Origin of the sequence: Aromatoleum toluclasticum ATCC 700605 (assembly GCF_000378245.1) — a bacterium.
Taxonomy (GTDB): Bacteria; Pseudomonadota; Gammaproteobacteria; order Burkholderiales; family Rhodocyclaceae; genus Aromatoleum; species Aromatoleum toluclasticum.
Map to the genome: position 1 here is coordinate 152490 of NZ_KB899493.1, position 22254 is coordinate 174743.

Sequence of the window (22254 nt, forward strand, 5' to 3'; positions counted from 1 at the left end):
CCCGTCCGCCCCCGCACGGCAACACCGACGGCCAGCCTTGCGCTGGCCGTTTCATTTGCTGCGGATGGCTATTTCCTCAGGCGCGTGACGACGAACAGGATCACGATCGCGCCGACGACCGAACCGACGAAGCCGGCCGGCTGGCCCGGGCGATAGAGCCCGAGGAATTGTCCGCCGTAGCCGGCCAGCATCGCACCGGCGATGCCGAGCAAGGTCGTCATGATGATGCCCTGTCCGTCCCTCCCCGGGTGCAGCAGGCGGGCGAGCAGCCCGACGACGAAACCGATGACGATGGTAGCGATCAGGGACATCCGGAATACCTCCCTATGGTCGGGACGCCGGCCAGGCGGCGAGAAACTCCTTCCAGTGCGGCGCATCGATGCGTGCGAGTGACTGGCGCACGGTGTCCAGTTCGGCCTCAAAGGCCGCCGTGTCGAGTTGGCCACGCATGCGCTGGAAACCGAGATACACGAGGTACGTGTTCACGACGTCAGTCTCGCAGTAGTCGCGGATCTCTGCAATCCGCCCCTCCTGCCAGGCCGGCCACACCGCCGAGCCGTCCATCCCCAGCTTGCCCGGAAAGCCCATCAGCTTGGCGAGCTCGTCGAGCGGCGCATTCGCGCGCGGCTGGTACATCGCCAGCAGATCCATCAGGTCGAGATGCCGGCTGTGATAACGGCCGATGTAGTTGTTCCACTTGAAATCGCGCGAGTCGTGATAATCCCCCTCGCCCTGGTCCCAGTAGCGCGGCGCGGACACGCCGTGCCTAAGGCCCCGGTAGTGCAGCACCGGCAGGTCGAAGCCGCCGCCGTTCCACGAAACGATCTGCGGCGTGTAACGCTCGATACCGTCAAAGAAGCGCTGGATGATCTCCCCCTCGCCACTGTCCGGCTCCGACAGGGAAAACACGCGAAACTGGTTCGCGTCGCGCAGGGCACACGAAATCGTCACGACACGCTGCAGGTGATGCTGCAGGAAATCGCTCCCGCCGGCAGCACGGCGCTGCTGGAACGCGAATTCGGCGACCTCGTAGTCGCTTAGATCCTCGGGCAGGCCATTGAGCACGCGGATGCCGGCCACGTCGGGAATGGTTTCGATATCGAATACGAGGACCGGCATCGGCGAGTCTCCAGAAAGATCGTCAGCCGGGGAACACGCCCGTCGACAGATAACGGTCGCCGCGATCGCAGACAATCGAAACGATCACGGCATTCTCCAGCTGTGCGGCAAGGCGCACCGCCACATGCGTCGCCCCGCCAGACGAAATCCCCGCGAAAATGCCCTCTTCGCGCGCAAGGCGGCGCGTCATTTCCTCGGCATCGGCCTGGCTCACGTACTCCAGCGCATCGACCCGGGGTTTCTCGTAGATGCGCGGCATATAGGCCTCCGGCCACTTGCGGATGCCGGGAATCTGCGAGCCCTCCTCGGGCTGGCAGCCGATGATGCGGATCGCCGGATTCCTTTCCTTGAGGAAGTGCGAGCAGCCCATGATCGTACCCGTCGTCCCCATGCTGCTGACGAAGTGGGTGATACGACCACCCGTCTGCTCCCAGATCTCCGGTCCGGTCGCCTCGTAGTGCGCGAGCGGATTGTCCGGATTGGCGAACTGGTCGAGGATGATCCCCTTGCCCTCATCGCGCATGCGTTCGGCGACATCCCGGGCCATCTCCATGCCGCCTTCGCGTGGCGTCAACACCAGCTCTGCGCCGAAAGCGCGCATCGTCTGCCGACGTTCCACGCTCTGGTTCTCCGGCATGACCAGAATCATGCGATAACCGCGGATCGCCGCGGCCATTGCCAGCGCAATGCCCGTGTTGCCGCTCGTCGCCTCGATCAGCGTATCGCCGGGGCGAATATCGCCGCGCCGCTCTGCATGCACGATCATTGACAGAGCCGGGCGGTCTTTCACCGATCCGGCGGGGTTGTTGCCTTCGAGTTTGGCGAGGATCACGTTGTTGCGCCCCGCCCCGATGCGCTGCAGGCGCACCAGCGGAGTCTGACCCACATAATCGTCGAGCGTCTTGAAATCCATCGTGCCTTGTTCCGGAATGGTTGGTCCGCCTCGATCTTAAGCCGCCGCCCCCTGAGTCGATAACCTGCGCCGCGGTATAAGCTTATAGCGCCATTGGTACCGGGCAGCCGTGCATCAGCGCCGGCCGATCCCGTGATACTCGAGACCGGCACGCTTCATCGTCGCCGGCTCGTACATGTTGCGTCCATCGAATACCACCGGATGACGCAGCAGCTCTCGGATGCGCTCGAAATCGGGGCTGCGGAATTCCTTCCACTCCGTGACGATCACGAGCGCGTCGGCCCCCTCGAGCGCAGCCATCGGGCGATCGACGTAACGCAGTCGCGCCTCGTCGCCGAAGATGCGATGTGCCTCGTCCATCGCCACCGGATCGTAGGCCGACACCGTCGCACCACGGCGGAACAGCTCCCCGATCACCACGCGGCTTGGAGCATCGCGCATGTCGTCGGTGTTGGGCTTGAATGCGAGCCCCCACAGGCCGAAATTCATTCCGGAAAGATCCGATCCGAAGCGCGCGACGATCTTGTCCACCAGCCTGAGCTTCTGCGCCTCGTTGGCCTGCTCGACCGAATTCAGGATCAGCAGGTCGTGCCCGTGCTCGCGTCCCGAGCTGACCAACGCCTTGACGTCCTTCGGGAAGCAGGAGCCGCCATAGCCGCAACCCGCGTAGAGGAAGTGCCAGCCGATGCGCGGATCCGAACCGATGCCCTGGCGCACCAGCTCGATGTCCGCACCGAGCACCTCGGCGAGGTTCGCCAGCTCGTTCATGAAGCTGATGCGCGTCGCGAGCATCGCGTTCGCGGCATACTTGGTCAGCTCGGCGCTGCGCACGTCCATGACCAGCAGCTTTTCGTGGTTGCGCTGGAACGGCCCGTAGAGCTCGCGCATCAACAGGATCGCCCGCTCGTCCTCCGCCCCGACGATAATGCGGTCCGGGCGCATGAAATCCTCGACCGCAGCGCCTTCCTTCAGGAATTCCGGGTTCGATACCACGCTGAACGGCAGGTCGGCGCCCCTGGCCTTCAGCTCCGCTGCGATCGCCGCGCGGACCTTGTCGCCGGTGCCGACCGGAACGGTGGACTTGTCGACCACCACGCGATAGCCGTCCATGTAGCGACCGATATTCCTCGCGGCAGCCAGCACGTACTGCAGGTCTGCCGATCCATCCTCGTCCGGGGGGGTGCCGACCGCGATGAACTGTATCGCACCGAATCGCGCGGCGTATTCCACGTCGGTCGTGAACGAAAGACGTCCGGCTGCGACGTTGCGCCGCACGATCTCCAGCAGGCCCGGCTCGTGGATCGGGATCCCGCCCTCCTCGAGGGTACGGATCTTCGCCGGATCGACGTCCAGGCAAAGCACATCGTTGCCCACGTCGGCAAGGCAGGCGCCGCTGACGAGGCCCACGTAGCCGGTACCGATCACGGTGATCTTCATGAATTTACCCCACTCGAAATGAAAAACGGTCCGCATGCAGCGAACCGCCGGAAACCAGGAACAAGCGCGTGGAGATCACGGTGCCAGATCGTACTCTTCGGTACGCCGCGGCGGATAGGTCTCCCATCCGCCACAGGCCGGACAGCGCCACTGGAACTGCCGCGCCTTGAAGCCGCATTCGGCGCAGCAGTAGCGCGCCACCCGGCGCGTATGGCCGTGGATGAGCTGCTTCACCAGTTCGATGTCGCCGCGCTGCTCGGCAGGCACATGCAGCAGGGCAGCCTCTAGCAACTTGTCCAGGCCCAGCAGAGTCGGATTGCGCCGCAATTCCTCGCGCACCAGGTCGTACGCAGCGCGCGACCCCTCCTTTTCCAGCTCCCAGTGAAACACTTCGTCGAGAAGATCCAGCGAGGCATGCCGCTCGAGCCACGAGCGCAGCAGGGTCTGCCCCTGCTCGATGCGCCCCAGCTTCGCATGCGCATCCATCACGCGCTCGGCGACCAGGGCCAGATAGATCGGATCCTGGCTCTCGACGCGCTTCCATACATCGATCGCTTCCTCGTATCGGCCCTGCACAGCGTGCAGATCGCCCTGTACCAGGCTGGCACGCACGCAACGCCGGTTGATCGAGAAGGCCTCGTCGAGGTACTTCTGCGTTTCGTCGTACTTCGAACTTGCCAAGGCAGAAGTCGCCAGTTCGCAGTAGAAATTCGCCACCTCCTTGCGCCACATCACGCTCTCGTGGTCCGGCAGCGCCTTGGCGGCCTCCACCGCCTTCGCCCAGTCCTTCTCCTGCTGGTAAATCTCCAGCAGATAGCGCATGGCAAGGTCGTTGAGCCGCGAGTCGCGCAACTGCCCGAACACCGCCTCGGCACGATCGAGCAGACCGGCCTTGAGATAATCCTGCCCCAATTCGGCCATCGCCTGAAGGCGCTGCTCCTCCGACAGATCCTCGCGATCGACCAGATTCTGGTGCATGCGGATTGCGCGGTCGGTCTCGCCGCGCCGGCGGAACAGGCTGCCGAGCGCAAAGTGCAGCTCGATCGTCTGGGGATCGATCTTCACCGCCTCGATGAAGGCATCGATCGCCTTGTCCTGCTGCTCGTTGAGCAGGAAGTTCAAGCCAGAGAGATAGGAGCGCGGCAGCGCACGCGACTCATGGACAACCTGCCGGATGTCGATGCGTGCGGCCAGCCAGCCCAGCGCGAAAAACAGCGGCAGGGCGAGAAACCACCAAAGTTCGATATCCATCGGATTCAGAAGGTTTCCGGTGCCTGCATCTCGGGCGCAGGCGGGGGCGCGACACCGGTGGAGGCCTGGCGGTCACGCTCCGCACGGGCGAGCTGGCGACGCAGGCGGCCGATCTCGCGCCGCTGCCGCAGCAGCGAGCCGAAGGTGGCCGTGACCCCCAGCAGCGCCCCGGCGGTAAAGGACACCAGGATCACGAATACGAGCGGCAACTGCCAAGCACTTCCGAAGAAGAACTGGAGGCCGACCAGATGATCGTTCTTCACTGCGAAACCGAACAGGAGGAAGAACAGCAGAAAACGGAAGAACCACATCAGGATACGCATGGGTCGGAATTATCCCCGAGCAAATGACAAAAAAAAAGGCGGCTCACGCCGCCTTCCCTGTCGATCACGAAGCAAATTCCGGAACTGCACGCTCAACCCGCGATATCCACGCGCTCGCGCAGTTCCTTGCCTGCCTTGAAATGGGGCACGTACTTCTCGGGCACGTGCACCTTGTCACCCGATTTCGGATTACGCCCGACACGCGGCGGGCGGTAATTCAACGCAAAGCTGCCAAACCCGCGGATCTCGATGCGATCCCCGCGCGCAAGCGCATCGGACATCGCATCGATCACCATCTTGACCGCGTAATCGGCATCCTTTGCGACGAGCTGCGGAAAACGCGCCGCGAGCCTCGCAATCAGCTCCGATTTGGTCATGACCGATCAGATTTACTGCTTCTGCTCGTTCAGCTTGGCCTTCAGCAGCGCACCCAGGTTGGTCGTACCGCTGGCTGCGGTATCCGACGCCAGCTTCTGCATCGCATCGCTCTGTTCGGCCTGATCCTTCGCGCGAATCGAGAGGTTGATCGAACGGGTCTTGCGATCCACGTTGATGATCATCAGCTCGAGTTCCTGACCGTCCTTGAGCACCGTCGTCAGATCGTCGACACGATGGGCAGCAGCTTCCGAAGCACGCAGGTAGCCTTCGACGTCCTCGTTCAGCGCGATCACGGCGCCGCGGGCATCAACCGACTTCACGGTACCGCGCACGAGGCTGTTCTTCTCGTGGGTGGCGATGAAGTTGGTGAAGGGGTCGCCTTCCAGCTGCTTGACACCCAGCGAGATGCGCTCGCGCTCGACGTCGATCGCCAGCACCACGGCCTCGACTTCGTCGCCCTTCTTGAAGCGGCGCACCGCCTCTTCGCCGGCATCGCTCCACGACAGGTCGGACAGGTGCACCAGGCCGTCAATACCGCCGTCGAGGCCGATGAACACACCGAAGTCGGTGATCGACTTGATCTGGCCGCGAACCTTGTCACCCTTCTTGTGGTTGATCGCGAAATCGTCCCACGGGTTCGACATGCACTGCTTCATGCCCAGCGAGATGCGGCGACGGTCTTCGTCGATCTCGAGGATCATCACTTCGACTTCGTCGCCCAGCTGGACGACCTTGGTCGGGTGGATGTTCTTGTTGGTCCAGTCCATTTCGGACACGTGGACCAAGCCTTCGATACCCTGCTCGACTTCAACGAACGCGCCGTAGTCGGTGATGTTCGTGACCTTGCCGAACAGGCGGGTGCCCTGCGGGTAGCGGCGGGCGATGCCCACCCACGGATCTTCGCCCAGCTGCTTGAGACCCAGCGAGACGCGGTTCTTCTCCTGGTCGAACTTGAGCACCTTGGCGTCGATTTCGTCACCGACGTTGAGCACTTCCGACGGATGACGCACACGACGCCAGGCCAGGTCGGTGATGTGCAGCAGGCCATCGATGCCGCCCAGGTCGACGAACGCACCGTAGTCGGTGATGTTCTTGACGATACCCTTGACGACAGTGCCTTCCTTCAGGTTGGCCAGCAGCTTTTCGCGCTCTTCGCCCATCGTCTCCTCGAGCACCGCACGGCGGGACACGACGACGTTGTTGCGCTTGCGGTCGAGCTTGATGACCTTGAATTCGAATTCCTTGCCTTCGTACGGCGTGGTGTCCTTGACCGGACGCATGTCGACCAGCGAGCCCGGCAGGAAGGCGCGGATGCTGTTGGTCATGACGGTCAGACCGCCCTTCACGCGACCCGAGATCAGGCCCTTGACCAGCGAGCCTTCGTTGAGTGCCTTCTCGAGATCGTTCCAGGCGGCGATGCGCTTGGCCTTCTCGCGGGACAGGCGGGTTTCGCCGTAACCGTCTTCCAGGGCGTCGATGGCGACGTGAACGAAGTCACCGATCTGAACTTCGAGTTCGCCACGGTCGTCGCGGAATTCCTCGATGGGAACGTAGCTCTCGGACTTGAGGCCGGCGTTCACGACCACGAAGTTGTGGTCGATGCTGACCACCTCGGCGGTGATCACTTCACCAGGACGCATGTCCTGACGGGCCTCACTCTCGGCGAGCAGCGCGGCGAAATTTTCCATGGAATCGGAAACGGAGGAAACAGAGGTCATAAGGAGTTGAAATCCAAAAGCCGCCCGAAAGCGGCCACCAGCGGTAGATTGATAAGAACGGATCGCCCCGGAATCCGGAGCCGGCGACCCACCTTCAGCGGAAACGCTCCGTCAGGAACGAACCCGGTCAAGCACAAAACCGACGGCCTGCTCGACATCCATTTCGGTGGTATCGAGAAGCGCCGCATCCGGCAGCTTCTGCAGGGGCGCCACGGGCCGGGCGGCATCACGCGCATCCCGATCCTGAAGATCCTTTAGAAGACTTTGCATGTTAGCAGCCATTCCCTTTTCCATCAACTGCTTATAGCGCCGCTCGGCGCGCGCCTGCGCGGTGGCCGTCAGGAATATCTTGGTGCCGGCATCGGGAAAGACCACGGACCCCATGTCCCGCCCCTCGGCGACCAGGCCGGGCGCATGTCGATACTCACGCTGACGGTCGAGCAAGGCGGCGCGCACGTCCGCCAGCACCGCCACCTTCGAAGCACCGACCGAGGCTTCCTCGGTGCGGATCGCATCCGTTACGTCTTCGCCACCGAGGAACACACGCCCATCGGTGAAGCGTGCCGGCAGCGTGGCGGCCAGCCCTGCGAGGGCGGGCTCGTCATCAAAGGAAACGCCGGCCCGCATCGCAGCGAGCGCGACCAGGCGATACAGCGAGCCGCTATCGAGGCAATGGTAGCCGAGCGCTTCGGCCACCCGTGCAGCGACCGTACCCTTGCCGGAAGCCGAAGGCCCGTCGATCGCGACGACAGGTACCGGCCGGGTGACCTCGCCAAAGCGCGCGAAGTAGGTCGGAAAGGTCTTGTTCACGCACTTCGGATCGTTGATCCGCACGCGACAATCGCCCAGCGACACGAGAGAGAAACACATCGCCATGCGGTGGTCGTCATAGGTGTCGATCGCCGCGGGAACGAGCCGCGCGGGCGCGGTCACGCACAGGTAGTCGGGCCCCTCCTCGACCGTGGCGCCGACCTTGCGCAACTCGTTCGCCATCGCCGCGATGCGGTCGGTCTCCTTGACCCGCCAGCTCGCGATGTTGCGCAGGCGGCACGGACCGTCGGCAAAGAGGGCGGCGACCGCCAGCGTCATTGCCGCATCGGGGATGTGATTGAGGTCGAGATCGAAGGCCTTGAGGCGCGCGCCCTCGGGCGCACGCGCCTCAATCCAGTTGTCGCCCATGTCGATGCGGGCACCGAGCTGTTCGAGCGCCTCGGCGAAACGTACATCCCCCTGGATGCTGCCACGCCCGACCCCCTCGACGCGCACCGGTCCGCCGCCGATTGCCCCGGCCGCGAGGAAATACGAAGCCGACGACGCATCCCCCTCGACGAAGATGACACCGGGGCTGCGATAGCGGGCCGCGCCCGGAACAATGAAGCGCTCCCAGCCCTCACGCCGGACGACGACGCCGAAGCGCGCCATCAGGTCGAGGGTGATGCCGATGTAGGGCTTGGAGATGAGCTCGCCGACAACCTCGACCGTGGTCTCCACGCCGGTGAGCGGCAGCGCCATCAGCAGGGCGGTCAGGAACTGACTCGACACGTCGCCGCGCACGCGCACCACGCCGCCCGGGCGGATCGTGGCAGGGCGGATGTGCAGCGGCGGGAAACCGTCGTTGCCCGCATAGCCGATATCGGCACCGATCTGGCGCAACCCGTCCACGAGGTCGCCGATCGGACGCTCGTGCATGCGCGGAACGCCGGACAGCCGGTACTCGCCCCCGGACAGCGCCAGTGCCGCCGTCAAGGGCCGGAACGCGGTTCCCGCGTTGCCGAGGAACAGATCGGCAGCCTTCACGGGGAAGGGGCCACCGACGCCGCGCACGCGATAGTTGTCGCTCTCGCCGTCGCACGACCATTCGACGCCGAGCACCCGCAACGCTTCGAGCATGCGCTCGACGTCGTCCGAAGCGAGCAGGTCACGAATGTCGGTTTCGCCCTCGGAGAGCGCCGCGAGCAGGAGCGTACGGTTCGAGATGCTCTTGGACCCCGGCAGGCGGACGCGCCCGCTCGCGCCGAGCAGCGGCGGCAAATCAAGAAATTCCATGGTCACTCCGACCTTGAAGCAGGATTGGCGGAATTGGCGAACTGCTCGCCCCACACGTTGCGGGCGTGGCGAGCCTCGCTGAAGAGCTGCTCGAGACGGTCCGCATCGCCCGACAGGAGCAGGGCGCGCATGTAGGCCAGCTCGGCAAGATACTGGTCCAGCTCCGCGAGCAGCGCCTGACGGTTCGCGATGCAGATATCGCGCCACATCTCGGGGTGGCTCGCCGCGATGCGGGTGAAGTCGCGAAATCCGCCGGCCGCGAAACTGAAGAGCTGTTCGGCATTGGCCCGCGCGGCGAGGTCGTGCACAAGGCCGAATGCAAGGAGATGCGGCAGATGGCTGACCGCAGCGAACACGCGGTCGTGCTCCTGCGGCGGCATTTCGTGGATCACGGCGCCGCAAGCCTCCCAGGCCTCGCGGACGCGCAGGATGGCCGCCGGCTCGTTCTCCGGCAGCGGCGTGACGACGACCCGCCGCCCCTCGTACAGACTCGCAAAAGCCGCATCGACGCCGCTCTTCTCGGCGCCGGCGATGGGATGCCCCGGCACCGTGTAAGCCAGATGGGCGCCAAGATGACGATAGGTCGCCTCGATCACGTCACGCTTGGTGCTGCCCGCGTCGGTCACGACCGCACCGGGAGCCAGGTGGGGCGCCATGGCTGCCATGACCGCGTCCATCTGTCCCACCGGCGGAGCGAGCAGCACGAAGTCGGCACCGTCGAGCGCCGACGCCCAGTCCGCGCTCGCTTCGTCGATCACGCCCAATTCCACCGCGCGCGCGAGCGACTCCTTGCTGCGCCCGATACCGACGATACGCCGCACCATCCCCGCGCGACGCAGCGCCAGCGCGAAAGACCCGCCGATCAGGCCGACGCCGCACACAACCAGCTTGTCGATCACACCCATGCACGAAACTCCGGGGACCCGCGTCCCTTATCCTTCACCTGCCGACGAGACAGGCGCGCACCACGCCGGACGGCCGGCGCGTGTGCTGCCTGCCTCGCGCCCGCGATGACGCGTCAGATCGCGGCCACCGGATAGGATCCCAATACCTTGACGAACGCGGCGCGCTCGTTGAGTTCCCGCAGCGCCGCCGCGACACCCGCGTCCTCGCGATGGCCGTCGATATCGACGTAGAACACGTACTCCCACAGCCCACCGCGGGCCGGGCGCGACTGCAGCTTGGTCATGTCGACACCGTGCCGCGCCAGCGGCTCGAGCAGCGCATGCATCGCCCCGGGACGGTTCGACGCGGAACACACCAGCGAGGTCTTGTCGCACCCCGACGGGCCCGCGTCATGATCGCCGATCACGACGAAACGCGTCGTATTGTTCGGATCGTCCTCGATGTTCGCGGCCAGCACATTGAGCCCGTACAGTTCCGCTGCGGCTTCGCCGGCGATCGCGCACGACTCGGGATCCTCCGAGGCCATGCGGGCAGCCTCGGCGTTGCTCGCCACCGGGACGCGCGACAGGTGCGCGAGGTTGCGGTTGAGCCACTCATGGCACTGCGCGAGCGACTGGGCATGGGAGTACAGCCGTTTCGCCGCGCCGATGCCGTCAGCCTTCGACAGCAGGTGCTGATGGATGCGCAGATTCACTTCGCCGCAGATCTTCAGCGGATTCGCCAGCAGCAGGTCAAGCACTCCGCCGACGGCACCCTCGGTCGAATTCTCGACGGGCACGACACCGTAGTCGGCGTTCCCCGCCTCGACCGCGCGGAACACGTCGTCGATCGCGGCGGTCGGCATCAGCGCCGCAGCACCGCCGAAATGCTTGCGCGCGGCACTCTCGGAGAAAGTGCCCGCGGGACCCAGATAGGCCACTTTGGTCGGATGCTCCAGCGTGAGGCAGGCCGACATGATTTCGCGGAAGATCCGCTGCACCGCCTCATCGGGCAAGGGCCCCGGATTCGCGGCAGCCAGGCGCCGCAGCACCTGCGCCTCGCGCTCGGGACGATAGAGATTGCCCTGCTTGATCTCGCCGATGCGTTGCGCGCTGCGCGCACGCTCGGCAAGACGCGCAAGGATCTCCTCGTCGAGCCGGTCGATGGTGTTCCTGAGATTCTTCAGTTCGTCGCTCATGCTCGCCTCTTCACTCCCCACCGGGGCAGCTCAAGCCGTTTCAACCATGTTGCGCGGCAAATCCGCGCATGTAATCCACCAGCGCCCGCACGCCTTCGATCGGCATCGCGTTGTAGATCGAGGCACGCATGCCGCCGACAGACTTGTGCCCCTTCAGCTGCGTAAGCCCCGCCGCCTTCGCGCCGGCAAGGAAGGCGTCGTTGAGCGCCTCGTCGCGCAACAGGAAGGGCACGTTCATGCGCGAGCGGCTCCCGACCTCGACCGTGTTGCGGTAGAAACCGCTGACATCGATGAAATCGTACAGAAGCGCCGCCTTCTCGATATTGCGCCTCTCCATCGCCGCCAGTCCGCCCTGAGCCTTGAGCCACTGGAACACCAGTCCGGCGACGTAGATGCCATAAGTCGGAGGGGTATTCAGCATCGAACCGTTGTCCGCCATGACCTTGTAGTCCATGACGGTCGGCGTCAGCGGACTCGCGCGGCCCAGCAGGTCGTCGCGCACGATCACGATGATAAGGCCGGAGGGACCGATGTTCTTCTGCGCACCGGCATAGATCAGGCCATAACGGCTGACGTCGGTCGGGCGCGACAGGATGTGCGAGGACATGTCGGCCACGAGCGCTGCCGCCGTCTGCGGCAGACCGTCATCGCCGACCTCCACACCGTGGATCGTCTCGTTGGTGCACAAATGCACGTAGGCGGCACGCGGGTCCAGCGTCAGCTCGTCCGCACGCAATGCGCGCGCAAACCCTTCCGCTTCGGTGCTGCCGACCAGGCGAACTGCCCCGCCGAGCGGCCCGGCCAGGCGCTGCGCCTCCTTGAACGCCTTCTTCGACCACGCCCCGGTCACGAGGTAATCCGCCGAACCGCCACCCAGCAGGTTCATCGGGATCTGCGCGAACTGCTGCGTTGCACCGCCCTGCAGGAAGAGCACGCGATAGTTCGGCGGAATCGCCATCAGCTCGCGCAGGTCAGCTTCGGCCTGCTCGATGATGGACATGAACTCCTTGCCGCGATGGCTCATTTCCATCACGCCGCAGCCGGAACCGTGCCAGTCGAGCATCTCCTCGGCAGCCTGGCGCAACACCGACTCCGGCAGGGCCGCCGGTCCGGCGCTGAAATTGAACACCCGGGTCATCGTCCAGTCACTCCCTGTGCACGTCTCATTCGGCCGAAACGCCGTCACCCGCCTCATCCGCCTCGTCCGGGGCATCAGCCTGCTCGCCGACCGTTGTGTCGTCAGCTTCCGACTCGGCCACCTTCTCGATCCCCGCGAGCGTATCGCTCTGATCGAGGTTGATCAGCGTGACGCCCTGCGTAGCCCGCCCGAGTTCGCGGATGTCCTGCACCTTGGTGCGGATCAGCACCCCGCCGGTCGAGATCAGCATCACCTCGTCCGTCTCCTCGACCAGACATGCGCCGACCAGTCGGCCGTTACGCTCGGACGTCTGGATTGCGATCATGCCCTTCGTACCGCGACCGTGGCGCGTGTATTCCGCAACCGGAGTGCGCTTGCCGTAGCCGTTCTCGGTCGCCGTCAGAACGCAGAGATCCTCCCGCTTGGCGACCAGCATCGCAATCACCCGCTGCCCGTCCTCCAGCGTCATGCCGCGCACCCCGCGCGCCTCGCGTCCCATCGGCCGCACGTCGGCCTCGGGGAAGCGAACCGCCTTGCCAGCATCGGAGAACAGCATCACGTCGCTCTCGCCGTCGGTGATCGCAACGCCGATCAGACGATCGCCGTCGTCGAGGCTCGCTGCGATGATCCCTGCCTTGCGCGGATTGGCGAAGGCTGTCAGCGCCGTCTTCTTCACCGTGCCCTCGGCCGTCGCCATGAACACGAAGTGATTGTCGTCAAAGGCCTGCACCGGCAGGACCGCGTTGATCTTCTCCCCTTCCATCAGCGGGAAGAGATTCACGATCGGACGCCCGCGAGAATTGCGCGTACCTTCCGGCACCTCGTACACCTTCAGCCAATACACACGTCCGCGGCTCGAGAAGCACAGGATGTAGTCGTGCGTGTTGGCGACGAAGAGATGGTCGATGAAATCGTCGTCCTTCATCCCCGTTGCCTGCTTGCCGCGCCCGCCGCGGCGCTGCGCACGGTAGTCGGCAAGCGGCTGGCGCTTGAAGTAGCCGCCATGCGACAACGTGACGACCATATCCTCGGGCGCGATCAGATCCTCGATATTGATCTCGCCGGTATTCAGCACGATCTCCGAGCGGCGCGGGTCGCCGAACTGGTTGCGGATCACGCCCAGCTCCTCGACGATGATCGCCGTGATGCGCGCAGGATTCGCAAGGATGTCCAGCAGATCCGCAATAACGTCCATGACCTCGCGGTACTCGGCGACGATCTTGTCCTGTTCGAGGCCCGTTAGGCGCTGCAGGCGCAACTCGAGGATCGCCTGCGCCTGCGCATCGGACAGGCGGTAACCCTGTTCCGACAGTCCGAACTCGGCAGCGAGACCTTCCGGCCGGTAGCTGTCGGCCGTTGCACGCGCCAGCATCTCCTCGACCAGCGCCGAGCGCCACTGGCGCGCCATCAGCTCGCGCTTTGCGTCCGACGGCGTCGGCGCTGCCTTGATCAGCGCGATGATCTCGTCGACGTTCGACAGCGCAACCGCGAGGCCCTCGAGGATGTGTCCGCGTTCGCGCGCCTTGCGCAGCTCGAACACCGTGCGCCGCGTGATGACTTCGCGCCGGTGCGCAAGAAAGCACTCCAGCATCTGCTTCAGGTTCAGCGTATGCGGCTTGCCGTCGACCAGCGCCACCATGTTCATGCCGAAGGTGTCCTGCAGCTGCGTCTGCTTGAACAGGTTGTTCAGCACGACCTCGGGCACCTCGTTGCGCTTGAGTTCGATCACGACACGCATGCCGGACTTGTCCGACTCGTCGCGGATCTCGCTGATCCCCTCGATCTTCTTCTCGTTGACGAGCTCGGCGATCCGTTCGAGCAGCGTGCGCTTGTTAACCTGATACGGCAGCTCGTCGACGATGATCGCCTGCCGGTTGCCCTTCTCCAGATCCTCGAAGTGCGTGCGGGCGCGCATCACCACGCGCCCGCGCCCCGTGCGGTATCCGTCATGTACGCCCGACAGGCCGTAGATCAGCCCCGCGGTGGGGAAGTCCGGCGCCTGCACGATGCGGATCAGGTCTTCGATATCGGTTGCCGGATCGCTCAGCAGCAGCAGGCACGCATCGATCACTTCACCGAGGTTGTGCGGCGGGATGTTCGTCGCCATACCCACCGCGATACCCGACGAACCGTTGATCAGCAGGTTCGGGATCCTCGCCGGCAGGATCAGCGGCTCCTTCTCCGAACCGTCGTAGTTCGGCCCGAAGTCCACGGTCTCCTTGTCGATATCGGCCAGCAGCTCGTGCCCGATACGCGCCATGCGGATTTCCGTATAACGCATCGCCGCGGCGTTGTCGCCATCGACGGAACCGAAGTTGCCCTGACCGTCGACCAGCATGTAGCGCAAGGAAAAATTCTGCGCCATGCGCACGATCGTGTCGTAGACCGCCGAATCGCCGTGCGGATGGTACTTGCCGATCACGTCGCCGACGATACGTGCCGACTTCTTGTACGACCTGTTCCAGTCGTTCGACAACTCGTGCATCGCATACAGCACACGCCGATGCACCGGCTTCAGGCCGTCGCGGGCGTCGGGCAGCGCCCGCCCGACGATCACGCTCATCGCGTAGTCCAGATAGGAGTGCCGCATCTCGTCTTCGAGACTGATCGGCAGTGTTTCCTTGGCAAACGAAGTCATTTGGCGGCGACGGCAAAAACGGCGAGGTAAAAACGTTAAATCTTAACACGCCGACCGCCCTTGCCGCCCGCCGCGTTCGAGAGCCCGATTGTCGCCCCCGGACCCGTGTGCTTAAATCTGAAGCACGACGAGGCGCACAGCAGCCGGACAAGACGTGCCCGCGGCAGCTAGCGCAGCCGCGATGCGATTGCACGCCCCGGCCCGACCGACCTGCGGGCAACGCCCCCCTTCCCGACCACATTTGGAGGCTGCAAGGTGAGCCAACCCGCCGATCTCGTGATCAACGCACGCTGGATCATTCCCGTCGAACCGGCCGACGTGACGCTGGAACACCACGCGGTGGCGATCCGCAACGGAACCATCATCGACCTGCTCCCCCAGGATCTCGCACGCACGCGCTATCAGGCGAACCGGACCGTCAGCCTGCCCGATCACGTGCTCATTCCGGGCTTGATAAACCTCCACGCGCACTGCCCCATGGCCCTGATGCGCGGCATCGCCGACGATCTTCCCCTGATGCGCTGGCTGCACGAGGCGATCTGGCCTGCCGAGGGCAAGCACGTCTCGAGCACCTTCGTCCGCGAAGGCACCCTGCTGGCGACTGCAGAGATGCTGCGAGGAGGCATCACCACCTGCAATGAGATGTACTTCCACCCCGCGGCCGCTGCAGAGGCCTTCGACCTCCTCGGCATGCGTGCCGTGATCGGCCTCACCGCGCTCGAATTCCCGACACCCTATGCCAGCGACGCCGACGACTACCTACGCAAAGGCCTTGCCGCCAGGGACGCGTGGCACGGCCACCCCCTGATCGACTTCGCGCTCGCGCCGCACGCCCCCTACACCGTCTCCGACGGCACGCTCGCGCGCATCGCGACTCTTGCGGCAGAGCTCGACATCCCGATTCACATGCACATACACGAGACCGCCCAGGAGGTCACGGACTCCCTCGCACAGTACGGCAAACGGCCGCTGGCGCGGCTCGCCGGCCTCGATCTGCTCGGCGACAACTTCATCGGCGTGCATGCAGTCCATCTCGACGACGCCGACATCGACTTGCTGCAGCATCACCGCTGCAGCGTCGCACACTGCCCCACCTCGAACATGAAGCTTGCCAGCGGCATCGCACCCGTCGCGCGCCTGCTCGCATCGGGAATCCGGACGGGCCTCGGCACGGACGGCGCCGCAAGCAACAACCGCCTGGATCTCTTCCAGGAAATCCGCCACGCCAGCCTGCTGGCCAAGGTATCGACGCTCGACGCCACGGCCGTCCCCGCGCACTCCGCATTGCGCCTGGCCACCCTGAACGGTGCGCAGGCACTCGGCCTGGGGGATCGCATAGGTTCCATCGAGACCGGGAAGGCAGCCGACCTGTGCGCGGTCGCCCTCGATAGCTTCGAGACCCGGCCCTGCTTCAACCCGGCATCCCATCTGGTGCACGTAGCGGGCCGCGAACACGTATCGCACGTATGGGTTGCGGGCGAAATCCGCGTGGATAAAGGGAATGCAGTGTTGCAATTAAACGACACGGAATTGCTTGGGTTTGCCGCGCTGTGGCAAACTAAGCTTAGTAACTGAACTGGATATGTGCTGCGAGTTGCTGCCGCGGAAATTCACGCATCAGACTTGGCAGGCTTAATTGTTACCCTATTCATCCTCTTGCCAATCGACGAGGAAATTATGACCAAACAGACCAAAAAGCAGATGTTCGCACTGGCCGCCATCGCCTCGATCGGCCTCTCCGCATCCACTGTCTTTGCGCAGGTAAAAGACGTCGTGGTGGATGGCAAGGGTGAAATTCCCTACGTCATCGACGGACGCAACGTCGTCGCCCGCAGCGGCACCGGCCTGTGCTGGCGCACCGGCTACTGGAGCCCGGCGGCTGCCGGCACCGCGATGGCCGGCCAAGTGCCGGTCGGCTGCGAGTGCGACAGCGACATCGTGCCGAAGGACAAGTGCGGAGCACCGGCGCCGGCCGCCGCTCCGGCTGCAGCCCCGGCTCCCGCAGCTGCCACGCCGAAGCCCACCGCCGACAAGATCAAGCTGTCCGCCGACGCCCTGTTCGACTTCGACAAGGCCGTGCTGAAGCCCGAAGGCAAGACCAAGCTTGACGAGCTCGCCTCCAAGGCCAAGGGCATCAAGCTCGAAGTGATCCTCGCCGTCGGCCACACCGACCGCCTGGGCTCCGACTCCTATAACCAGAAGCTGTCCGAGCGCCGTGCCAACGCCGTCAAGACCTACCTGGTCAGCAAGGGCATCGAAGCCAACCGCGTCTACACCGAAGGCAAGGGCGAGCGCCAGCCGATTACGGGCAAGAACTGCGCTGACAAGCTGGGCCGCAAGAAGCTGATCGAGTGCCTGCAACCCGATCGTCGCGTGGAAATCGAACTGGTCGGCACGAAGTAATTCTGCCAGACTGAGCCAAAGGCCCTGCTTCGGCAGGGCCTTTTCATTTCTGCAACGCTCTTGCTCCAATTACGTCTTCGCCCGATCAAAGTCGAGACCCGAGCCATGAACACCAACGCCGACCCAGCCGAACTGCAAAAATTCAGCGACCTTGCGCACCGCTGGTGGGATCCAACTTCCGAATTCAAACCCCTGCACGAAATCAACCCCCTGCGGCTACGCTGGATAGACGGCCACACGAACCTCGCGGGCAAGCGCGTTCTGGACGTTGGTTGCGGAGGCGGCATCCTGTCCGAGAGCATGGCGGCGCTCGGAGCACAGGTCACGGGAATCGATCTTTCCGAAAAGGCCCTGGGCGTTGCCCGCCTGCACCTGTTCGAATCGGGCAACAAGGTGGATTACCAGCACTGCAGCGCGGAGGAGTTCGCCTCCCGGCACCCCGGCGAATTCGACGTCGTGACGTGCATGGAAATGCTCGAACACGTCCCCGACCCAGCCAGTACCGTGGCGGCCTGCGCCGGACTCGTCAAGCCGGGCGGCCAGGTCTTTTTCTCCACACTCAACCGCAACTTCAAGTCCTATCTGTTTGCCGTCGTCGGCGCGGAATACATCCTGAACCTGCTCCCCCGCGGGACGCACGAGTACGCCAAGTTCCTCAAGCCATCGGAACTAGCGCGCTTTTGCAGGAATGCAGGACTGGAGTCCGCAGAACTCCTGGGATTGAGCTACAACCCCCTCAGCCAGACCTATTCCCTGGGGCAGGATACGAGCGTGAACTACATGCTGCAGACGCGACGCAGCGCCTGACACGAGAACAAGAACGCGCACGCGGGGGAAAATCGAAAGCCCCCTGCACCCAGTGCGAAAAGTGCTAGACTTGCACTTGAAATCTGGAGAACCGCCACCAGATTCGAACCGTGATACACAGGGGCCGACCTGGCTTCGACGTGGGTCGCAAAGCAGCGCAGTGCATACCGAGGACCAGTCACCTCGTAAATCCATCTGGAAATCAACAAACGCCAACGACGAACGTTTCGTTCTAGCCGCTTAATCCCGGCTAGCGCTGCACCGGCAGGTCTCTGGGCCGGGTGGTCTTAGCGCAAGCTGAGCCGCTGCAGTGTCATCTACAGAGACTCGCGAGTTGCGCCGGGTTACTTGGCGCAACAGCTAAAGGTAAGGTAACTCGCTCCTGTCCGGCCTGCCGACCGGCTAAGACAGGAGTTAAATCAAATAGGTTGGCTAAGTATGTAGATCTGTCTGTGGAGGGCTTGCGGACGGGGGTTCAATTCCCCCCGGCTCCACCAATTCAACGCCAAGACATTCATTTGTCTTGGCGTTTTTCATTGCACCAGCAGTACGAGCACAACGGAGCACCGCCGGAGTCCATCCCCACCCCGCCCTGAAAGGCGAGACTGTAACAGCGACAAGACAGCTCAGCGCGGGCGCGCCACGATCGCTTCGATCACCTGTACGTCGGCATCTACGCGATCTTCGACATTTCTCGTCATTTCGGGTTGCCTGCGGACCGGCGGAGCGGCATGCCGGGCGCCCGCCCGGGGATCGTCGCTCCGCTTCGACTGTGACCTTGCGGCGGTTTCCCGTACCGTCGCACCACGCGCCCCCCGTGCGTTCGCACGTCCCTCCACGTCCTTCACCGGCCGCCCCCCGCCCGCCCCGCCCGACCGCCCGATGGCCGCCCCGGGCCTTTCCATGTCCGGACCAGCCATTTCCACGATGGTCGCAGCTGGCGTACGCACCTCTTGCACCGGCGACACGAACACCGGCACTGCCGGAACCGGCTCCTGACGAACACCCATCACAGCCGGGGCACTCACCGCGACCACATCCGCACCCTCGACCATGCGGGACGCCACGGGCTCGCCCTCCCACATCAAGGAAGTTAGCGCGAGCACGACGGCCAACGCCACACCCAGGACGAGCGCCATGCTCGCCCGTTTTCCGCCTGCGGCCATTCCTCTACCTGCGGAGAGCTCATCGAGAATCCGGATATCGCCACCGCCATGCTCACGCAAAGTCGTTGCGAAAAGATTCGGCACCGGCTGAACACCCATCGCAGCCGCCGTTTCTGAAGAAGCATGAGACATACACGAGCACCAATCCATTCGCCATATTCATATATAATAGTTTATTTTAACGACGTAAGCATTTTTCTTGCCTACGTCCGGCACCGTGAATTCGCCAATCTTGCTTGCTGCTCCATTCGCATACTTCGTGCTCGTCTGCATCGGACTGTTGCTCATCCGCTATCCGGCGCGACGACGTACGGTTCTCACAGCCGGAACGGCACGCACCCATGCGCTCGCCGCGGCACTTCGCAGCATGTTCCGCCGCACCGCAGGGCGCGTGTCGGCTGGTATTCGCCATATGCGAAATTGCAGGGTGAACATTTCCACCCCGCCGATCCAAAGCCGCCCGGTGGCGATTTCCGCCATCGCGCTCGCCGTTCTTCCTCCGCTGGCCGTGCTTGCGCTGTCGCAACGTGCAATGTTCGAGTTTGCTCCGGACGACACGCTCCCCGACCGCAAGATCGCCGCACTGCTGGCCGGCGAACACCTGACGCCCCCGCCGCCGCTTCCGCCCGCAGTTTTCGCCACGACGGAAGCGGACATACTCAGGCCGTCACTCGGGTCGGCCAGCAGGGACTGGAGTCTGCTCGACGGCGAGTTCCGGCAGCGTCTGCTCACCGTGTTCAAGCTGCTCGCGGAACAGCATGGCTACGAAGCGGTACTGCTCGAAGGCTATCGCAGCGCCGAGCGCCAGGCGGACCTGCTGCTGCGCGGCCCTTCCGTCACCCAGGCCGGTCCGAACATGAGCTATCACCAGCACGGCCTCGCCGCCGATGTCGCTTTCCTGCGCGACGGCAGGCTGATCATCTCCGAACGCGACCCTTGGGCCATGCGTGGCTACGAACTCTACGGCGCCCTTGCCGAGGCAGCAGGCCTGACCTGGGGCGGACGCTGGAAGATGATGGACCTGGGGCACGTCGAGCTGAGCCGGCGCGAAGTCCTTCCCGGCGGACGCTCCTGAGCCGCAGCCCCGTCACACCCGCAACTACGAGGAACCATTTCATGGCACGTCCATTCATCATCATCGGCGACCGGACCGATCACGGAGGCATCGTGATCGGCGCTTCACTCAGCAGCGACTGCAACGGCAAAGGCATCGCGCGCGTCGGCGACCAGGTGAGCTGCCCGAAGAAGGGGCATGGCCGGGTGACGGTCATCGCGACGGGCGATCCCACCACCCTCATCGACGGGCGTCCGGCCGCACGCCATGGCGACAAGACGGCCTGCGGTGCGACCCTGATCGCCTCGCAGGCCCTCACGGTCGACTGAGCCCGGACCCGCGATCCGATGTTCGCCTTCGCCCTGAGACCCCTTGTGCTCGTCGTTCTTACGACAACGCTTGTCTGGGCGCTCGTCCTCGGCTGGTGGCAAGCCGCGGGCTACGAGCCGGGCGCGGCCGACGTCGCCGCGCACCTGGTCCTCCTTCCGATCACACTTGTTGGCGGCTTCTGGCTCCTGCGCACCTTCATCGAACACCTGCGCCTGCCACCCCGCGTTGCGGCAAACGCGTCAGCCCCGCAAGACGCGGAATCTTCTAGCCTACCGGCCTCAGAGGCGTCCCGCACGACACGTCGCCCGGACGCGCGCCTGATCGCCTTCGCGCTGCAGTGCGCGCAGGGAACAGATCCGGCGCAGGTGCTCGACGCAAGCCGGCAAGGATGCACGCCTCCGCTCGACGACCACCTACGCGACATGCACGGCTTTCCCGCATTCGCCGCGCGCGTTGCCGATCTGCCATTGGAAGCACTCGATGACGCGCTGAACGACTCGGCCATCGACGTGCGCCGACCGCCCCGCGAAGAGGAAAGGCGGGCGCAGGCGATGCTGCACATGGCGCTCCCCCGCGCCCTTGACGAGATCGGCGAATCGATCGCGGTCGGCCGCGCCGCAATCCGGTCCGTGGTCTGGCTCTCGGACCAGGATTGGCCCGACGAATACCGGGACGGCCTTTCCGCCTGGCTGCGACGCGAGCACCTCGGTCCCCGCGGAATCGCTCCGGCAGAGATCCAATTTCACCGCGTACGGGACGACGCCCATGGGCTCGAGATCATCGATCAGCTGATTGCGGATCTGAACTGCCAGGGGTCCCCGGCAATCGAGCTCGTGATGGGCGCCGTGTCGCATGTCGGCGAGCGAACAATCACGAGCTGGGAGGCCGGGTCGCATCTGTTCACTGCGAATACGCAGGAGGGCCGGATTCCCGGCGAAGCGGCCGCGGTTCTGGTGCTCGCGAATCCCGCAGGAGCCGCGCTCGTACAACGCCTGCCGTCTCCGCGCATATCCCGCGCGGCATCAGGCAGAAGCACGCCCCCCGGTGATACCGGCCCCGGGACCGATGGCTCTCTCCCGGGGCGCATGATCGGTGCAACCCTGGCCGATACCGGCCTCGACGCGGCGGACATCTCCAGCGTGCTCGCCGACGCAGACCATCGCATCGGGGTGGCGAAGGTACTCCTGCGGACACTCTCCGAACACTTTCCCGCGCTCGAACCACTTTCGGACACGATCAGTCTCGGAAGCGCGACCGGCTTTGTCTCGCCGATCGGCGGACTTGTCACGCTGTTGTGCGCAACCGAAGCCGCCAAAGCGGCCGAGAGCGTCGCTTTGTGCCTGGCCTGCCAATCCCCCGGTGCCTGCGCGGCCATGATTGTCGACGCCAGCCCCCAGACTTCCCCATCACCCCCGCAAACGCCCGCCTCTGCCCTTCACGCCACTTGACC

The 22254-nt window shown here is 64.5% G+C and carries 20 protein-coding genes and 1 other RNA gene; 7 read left to right on the forward strand and 14 right to left on the reverse strand.

Annotation, left to right across the window (positions count from 1 at the left end; genetic code table 11):
- Positions 1-68 precede the first annotated feature (68 nt).
- The 13 genes from F464_RS0106280 to gyrA all read right to left on the reverse strand — a co-directional run bounded on the left by F464_RS0106280 (position 69) and on the right by gyrA (position 15044).
- Positions 69-311, reverse strand: a complete 243-nt coding sequence (locus F464_RS0106280; RefSeq protein ID WP_018988938.1) for a GlsB/YeaQ/YmgE family stress response membrane protein — start codon at positions 309-311, stop codon at positions 69-71.
- 13 nt (positions 312-324) lie between these two features.
- A complete protein-coding gene (locus F464_RS0106285) occupies positions 325-1119 on the reverse strand; it encodes a 3'-5' exonuclease (RefSeq protein ID WP_018988939.1) in 795 nt (264 codons plus the stop codon).
- Positions 1120-1141: 22 nt separating this feature from the next.
- Positions 1142-2032 (reverse strand): cysteine synthase CysM, encoded by an 891-nt coding sequence (gene cysM, locus F464_RS0106290; RefSeq protein WP_018988940.1) that lies wholly within the window; start codon positions 2030-2032, stop codon positions 1142-1144.
- 114 nt (positions 2033-2146) lie between these two features.
- Positions 2147-3469, reverse strand: coding sequence for a UDP-glucose dehydrogenase family protein (locus F464_RS0106295; protein WP_026295796.1), 1323 nt, complete (start codon positions 3467-3469; stop codon positions 2147-2149).
- 75 nt (positions 3470-3544) lie between these two features.
- Complete coding sequence (lapB, locus tag F464_RS0106300) at positions 3545-4720, reverse strand: lipopolysaccharide assembly protein LapB (protein WP_018988942.1); 1176 nt, start codon at positions 4718-4720, stop codon at positions 3545-3547.
- Positions 4721-4725: 5 nt separating this feature from the next.
- Complete coding sequence (locus F464_RS0106305; protein WP_018988943.1) at positions 4726-5043, reverse strand: LapA family protein; 318 nt, start codon at positions 5041-5043, stop codon at positions 4726-4728.
- A 92-nt stretch (positions 5044-5135) separates the two neighbouring features.
- Positions 5136-5420 carry an integration host factor subunit beta gene (locus F464_RS0106310; RefSeq protein WP_015437141.1) on the reverse strand — a complete coding sequence of 95 codons (285 nt, stop codon included), beginning with the start codon at positions 5418-5420 and terminating at the stop codon, positions 5136-5138.
- Between the two features lie 12 nt (positions 5421-5432).
- The gene (gene rpsA / locus F464_RS0106315; RefSeq protein WP_018988944.1) at positions 5433-7109 is read right to left on the reverse strand and encodes a 30S ribosomal protein S1; all 1677 of its coding nucleotides are present in this window, start codon (positions 7107-7109) and stop codon (positions 5433-5435) included.
- 141 nt (positions 7110-7250) lie between these two features.
- A complete protein-coding gene (locus F464_RS0106320; RefSeq protein WP_018988945.1) occupies positions 7251-9185 on the reverse strand; it encodes a bifunctional 3-phosphoshikimate 1-carboxyvinyltransferase/cytidylate kinase in 1935 nt (644 codons plus the stop codon).
- Between the two features lie 2 nt (positions 9186-9187).
- Positions 9188-10090, reverse strand: coding sequence for a prephenate dehydrogenase (locus F464_RS0106325; RefSeq protein WP_018988946.1), 903 nt, complete (start codon positions 10088-10090; stop codon positions 9188-9190).
- A 113-nt stretch (positions 10091-10203) separates the two neighbouring features.
- Positions 10204-11268 (reverse strand): prephenate dehydratase, encoded by a 1065-nt coding sequence (gene pheA, locus F464_RS0106330; RefSeq protein WP_018988947.1) that lies wholly within the window; start codon positions 11266-11268, stop codon positions 10204-10206.
- 40 nt (positions 11269-11308) lie between these two features.
- Positions 11309-12406 (reverse strand): 3-phosphoserine/phosphohydroxythreonine transaminase, encoded by a 1098-nt coding sequence (serC, locus tag F464_RS0106335; RefSeq protein ID WP_018988948.1) that lies wholly within the window; start codon positions 12404-12406, stop codon positions 11309-11311.
- 25 nt (positions 12407-12431) lie between these two features.
- Positions 12432-15044 (reverse strand): DNA gyrase subunit A, encoded by a 2613-nt coding sequence (gyrA, locus tag F464_RS27940; protein WP_018988949.1) that lies wholly within the window; start codon positions 15042-15044, stop codon positions 12432-12434.
- 255 nt (positions 15045-15299) lie between these two features.
- Here gyrA and F464_RS0106345 point away from each other — a divergent pair, with 255 nt between their 5' ends.
- The 4 genes from F464_RS0106345 to ssrA all read left to right on the forward strand — a co-directional run bounded on the left by F464_RS0106345 (position 15300) and on the right by ssrA (position 18751).
- On the forward strand, positions 15300-16619 hold the full coding sequence (locus tag F464_RS0106345) for a TRZ/ATZ family hydrolase (protein WP_018988950.1): 1320 nt from the start codon (positions 15300-15302) through the stop codon (positions 16617-16619).
- Between the two features lie 102 nt (positions 16620-16721).
- Positions 16722-17447: an OmpA family protein gene (locus tag F464_RS0106350; protein ID WP_018988951.1), complete on the forward strand. Its 726-nt coding sequence runs from the start codon at positions 16722-16724 to the stop codon at positions 17445-17447.
- Positions 17448-17552: 105 nt separating this feature from the next.
- Positions 17553-18254: a bifunctional 2-polyprenyl-6-hydroxyphenol methylase/3-demethylubiquinol 3-O-methyltransferase UbiG gene (gene ubiG / locus F464_RS0106355; protein WP_018988952.1), complete on the forward strand. Its 702-nt coding sequence runs from the start codon at positions 17553-17555 to the stop codon at positions 18252-18254.
- 120 nt (positions 18255-18374) lie between these two features.
- Positions 18375-18751: a transfer-messenger RNA gene (gene ssrA, locus F464_RS30225) on the forward strand.
- Positions 18752-18880: 129 nt separating this feature from the next.
- Here the strand turns inward: ssrA and F464_RS0106360 are convergent.
- Positions 18881-19519 carry a hypothetical protein gene (locus tag F464_RS0106360; protein ID WP_157353579.1) on the reverse strand — a complete coding sequence of 213 codons (639 nt, stop codon included), beginning with the start codon at positions 19517-19519 and terminating at the stop codon, positions 18881-18883.
- A 160-nt stretch (positions 19520-19679) separates the two neighbouring features.
- Between F464_RS0106360 and F464_RS0106365 the strand changes: the two genes are divergently transcribed.
- From F464_RS0106365 to F464_RS0106375, 3 genes are read left to right on the forward strand one after another with little or no spacing between them, the layout of a single operon-like run.
- On the forward strand, positions 19680-20495 hold the full coding sequence (locus tag F464_RS0106365) for a M15 family metallopeptidase (protein WP_232428844.1): 816 nt from the start codon (positions 19680-19682) through the stop codon (positions 20493-20495).
- A gap of 41 nt (positions 20496-20536) precedes the next feature.
- On the forward strand, positions 20537-20803 hold the full coding sequence (locus tag F464_RS0106370; RefSeq protein WP_018988955.1) for a PAAR domain-containing protein: 267 nt from the start codon (positions 20537-20539) through the stop codon (positions 20801-20803).
- Between the two features lie 18 nt (positions 20804-20821).
- Positions 20822-22252, forward strand: a complete 1431-nt coding sequence (locus tag F464_RS0106375) for a hypothetical protein (RefSeq protein WP_018988956.1) — start codon at positions 20822-20824, stop codon at positions 22250-22252.
- Positions 22253-22254 lie beyond the last annotated feature (2 nt).

Excerpts from the sequence above, each read along its gene's own strand:
- F464_RS0106375 (WP_018988956.1), top strand. The coding sequence starts at position 20,822 with ATGTTCGCCTTCGCCCTGAGACCCCTTGTGCTCGTCGTTCTTACGACA.
- F464_RS0106360 (WP_157353579.1), bottom strand. The coding sequence starts at position 19,519 with ATGGGTGTTCAGCCGGTGCCGAATCTTTTCGCAACGACTTTGCGTGAG.
- F464_RS0106310 (WP_015437141.1), bottom strand. The coding sequence starts at position 5,420 with ATGACCAAATCGGAGCTGATTGCGAGGCTCGCGGCGCGTTTTCCGCAG.
- rpsA (WP_018988944.1), bottom strand. The coding sequence starts at position 7,109 with ATGGAAAATTTCGCCGCGCTGCTCGCCGAGAGTGAGGCCCGTCAGGAC.
- cysM (WP_018988940.1), bottom strand. The coding sequence starts at position 2,032 with ATGGATTTCAAGACGCTCGACGATTATGTGGGTCAGACTCCGCTGGTG.
- F464_RS0106350 (WP_018988951.1), top strand. The coding sequence starts at position 16,722 with ATGACCAAACAGACCAAAAAGCAGATGTTCGCACTGGCCGCCATCGCC.
- gyrA (WP_018988949.1), bottom strand. The coding sequence starts at position 15,044 with ATGACTTCGTTTGCCAAGGAAACACTGCCGATCAGTCTCGAAGACGAG.
- F464_RS0106305 (WP_018988943.1), bottom strand. The coding sequence starts at position 5,043 with ATGCGTATCCTGATGTGGTTCTTCCGTTTTCTGCTGTTCTTCCTCCTG.
- pheA (WP_018988947.1), bottom strand. The coding sequence starts at position 11,268 with ATGAGCGACGAACTGAAGAATCTCAGGAACACCATCGACCGGCTCGAC.
- F464_RS0106280 (WP_018988938.1), bottom strand. The coding sequence starts at position 311 with ATGTCCCTGATCGCTACCATCGTCATCGGTTTCGTCGTCGGGCTGCTC.
- serC (WP_018988948.1), bottom strand. The coding sequence starts at position 12,406 with ATGACCCGGGTGTTCAATTTCAGCGCCGGACCGGCGGCCCTGCCGGAG.
- F464_RS0106370 (WP_018988955.1), top strand. The coding sequence starts at position 20,537 with ATGGCACGTCCATTCATCATCATCGGCGACCGGACCGATCACGGAGGC.
- F464_RS0106285 (WP_018988939.1), bottom strand. The coding sequence starts at position 1,119 with ATGCCGGTCCTCGTATTCGATATCGAAACCATTCCCGACGTGGCCGGC.
- F464_RS0106295 (WP_026295796.1), bottom strand. The coding sequence starts at position 3,469 with ATGAAGATCACCGTGATCGGTACCGGCTACGTGGGCCTCGTCAGCGGC.
- ubiG (WP_018988952.1), top strand. The coding sequence starts at position 17,553 with ATGAACACCAACGCCGACCCAGCCGAACTGCAAAAATTCAGCGACCTT.
- F464_RS0106325 (WP_018988946.1), bottom strand. The coding sequence starts at position 10,090 with ATGGGTGTGATCGACAAGCTGGTTGTGTGCGGCGTCGGCCTGATCGGC.
- lapB (WP_018988942.1), bottom strand. The coding sequence starts at position 4,720 with ATGGATATCGAACTTTGGTGGTTTCTCGCCCTGCCGCTGTTTTTCGCG.
- F464_RS0106320 (WP_018988945.1), bottom strand. The coding sequence starts at position 9,185 with ATGGAATTTCTTGATTTGCCGCCGCTGCTCGGCGCGAGCGGGCGCGTC.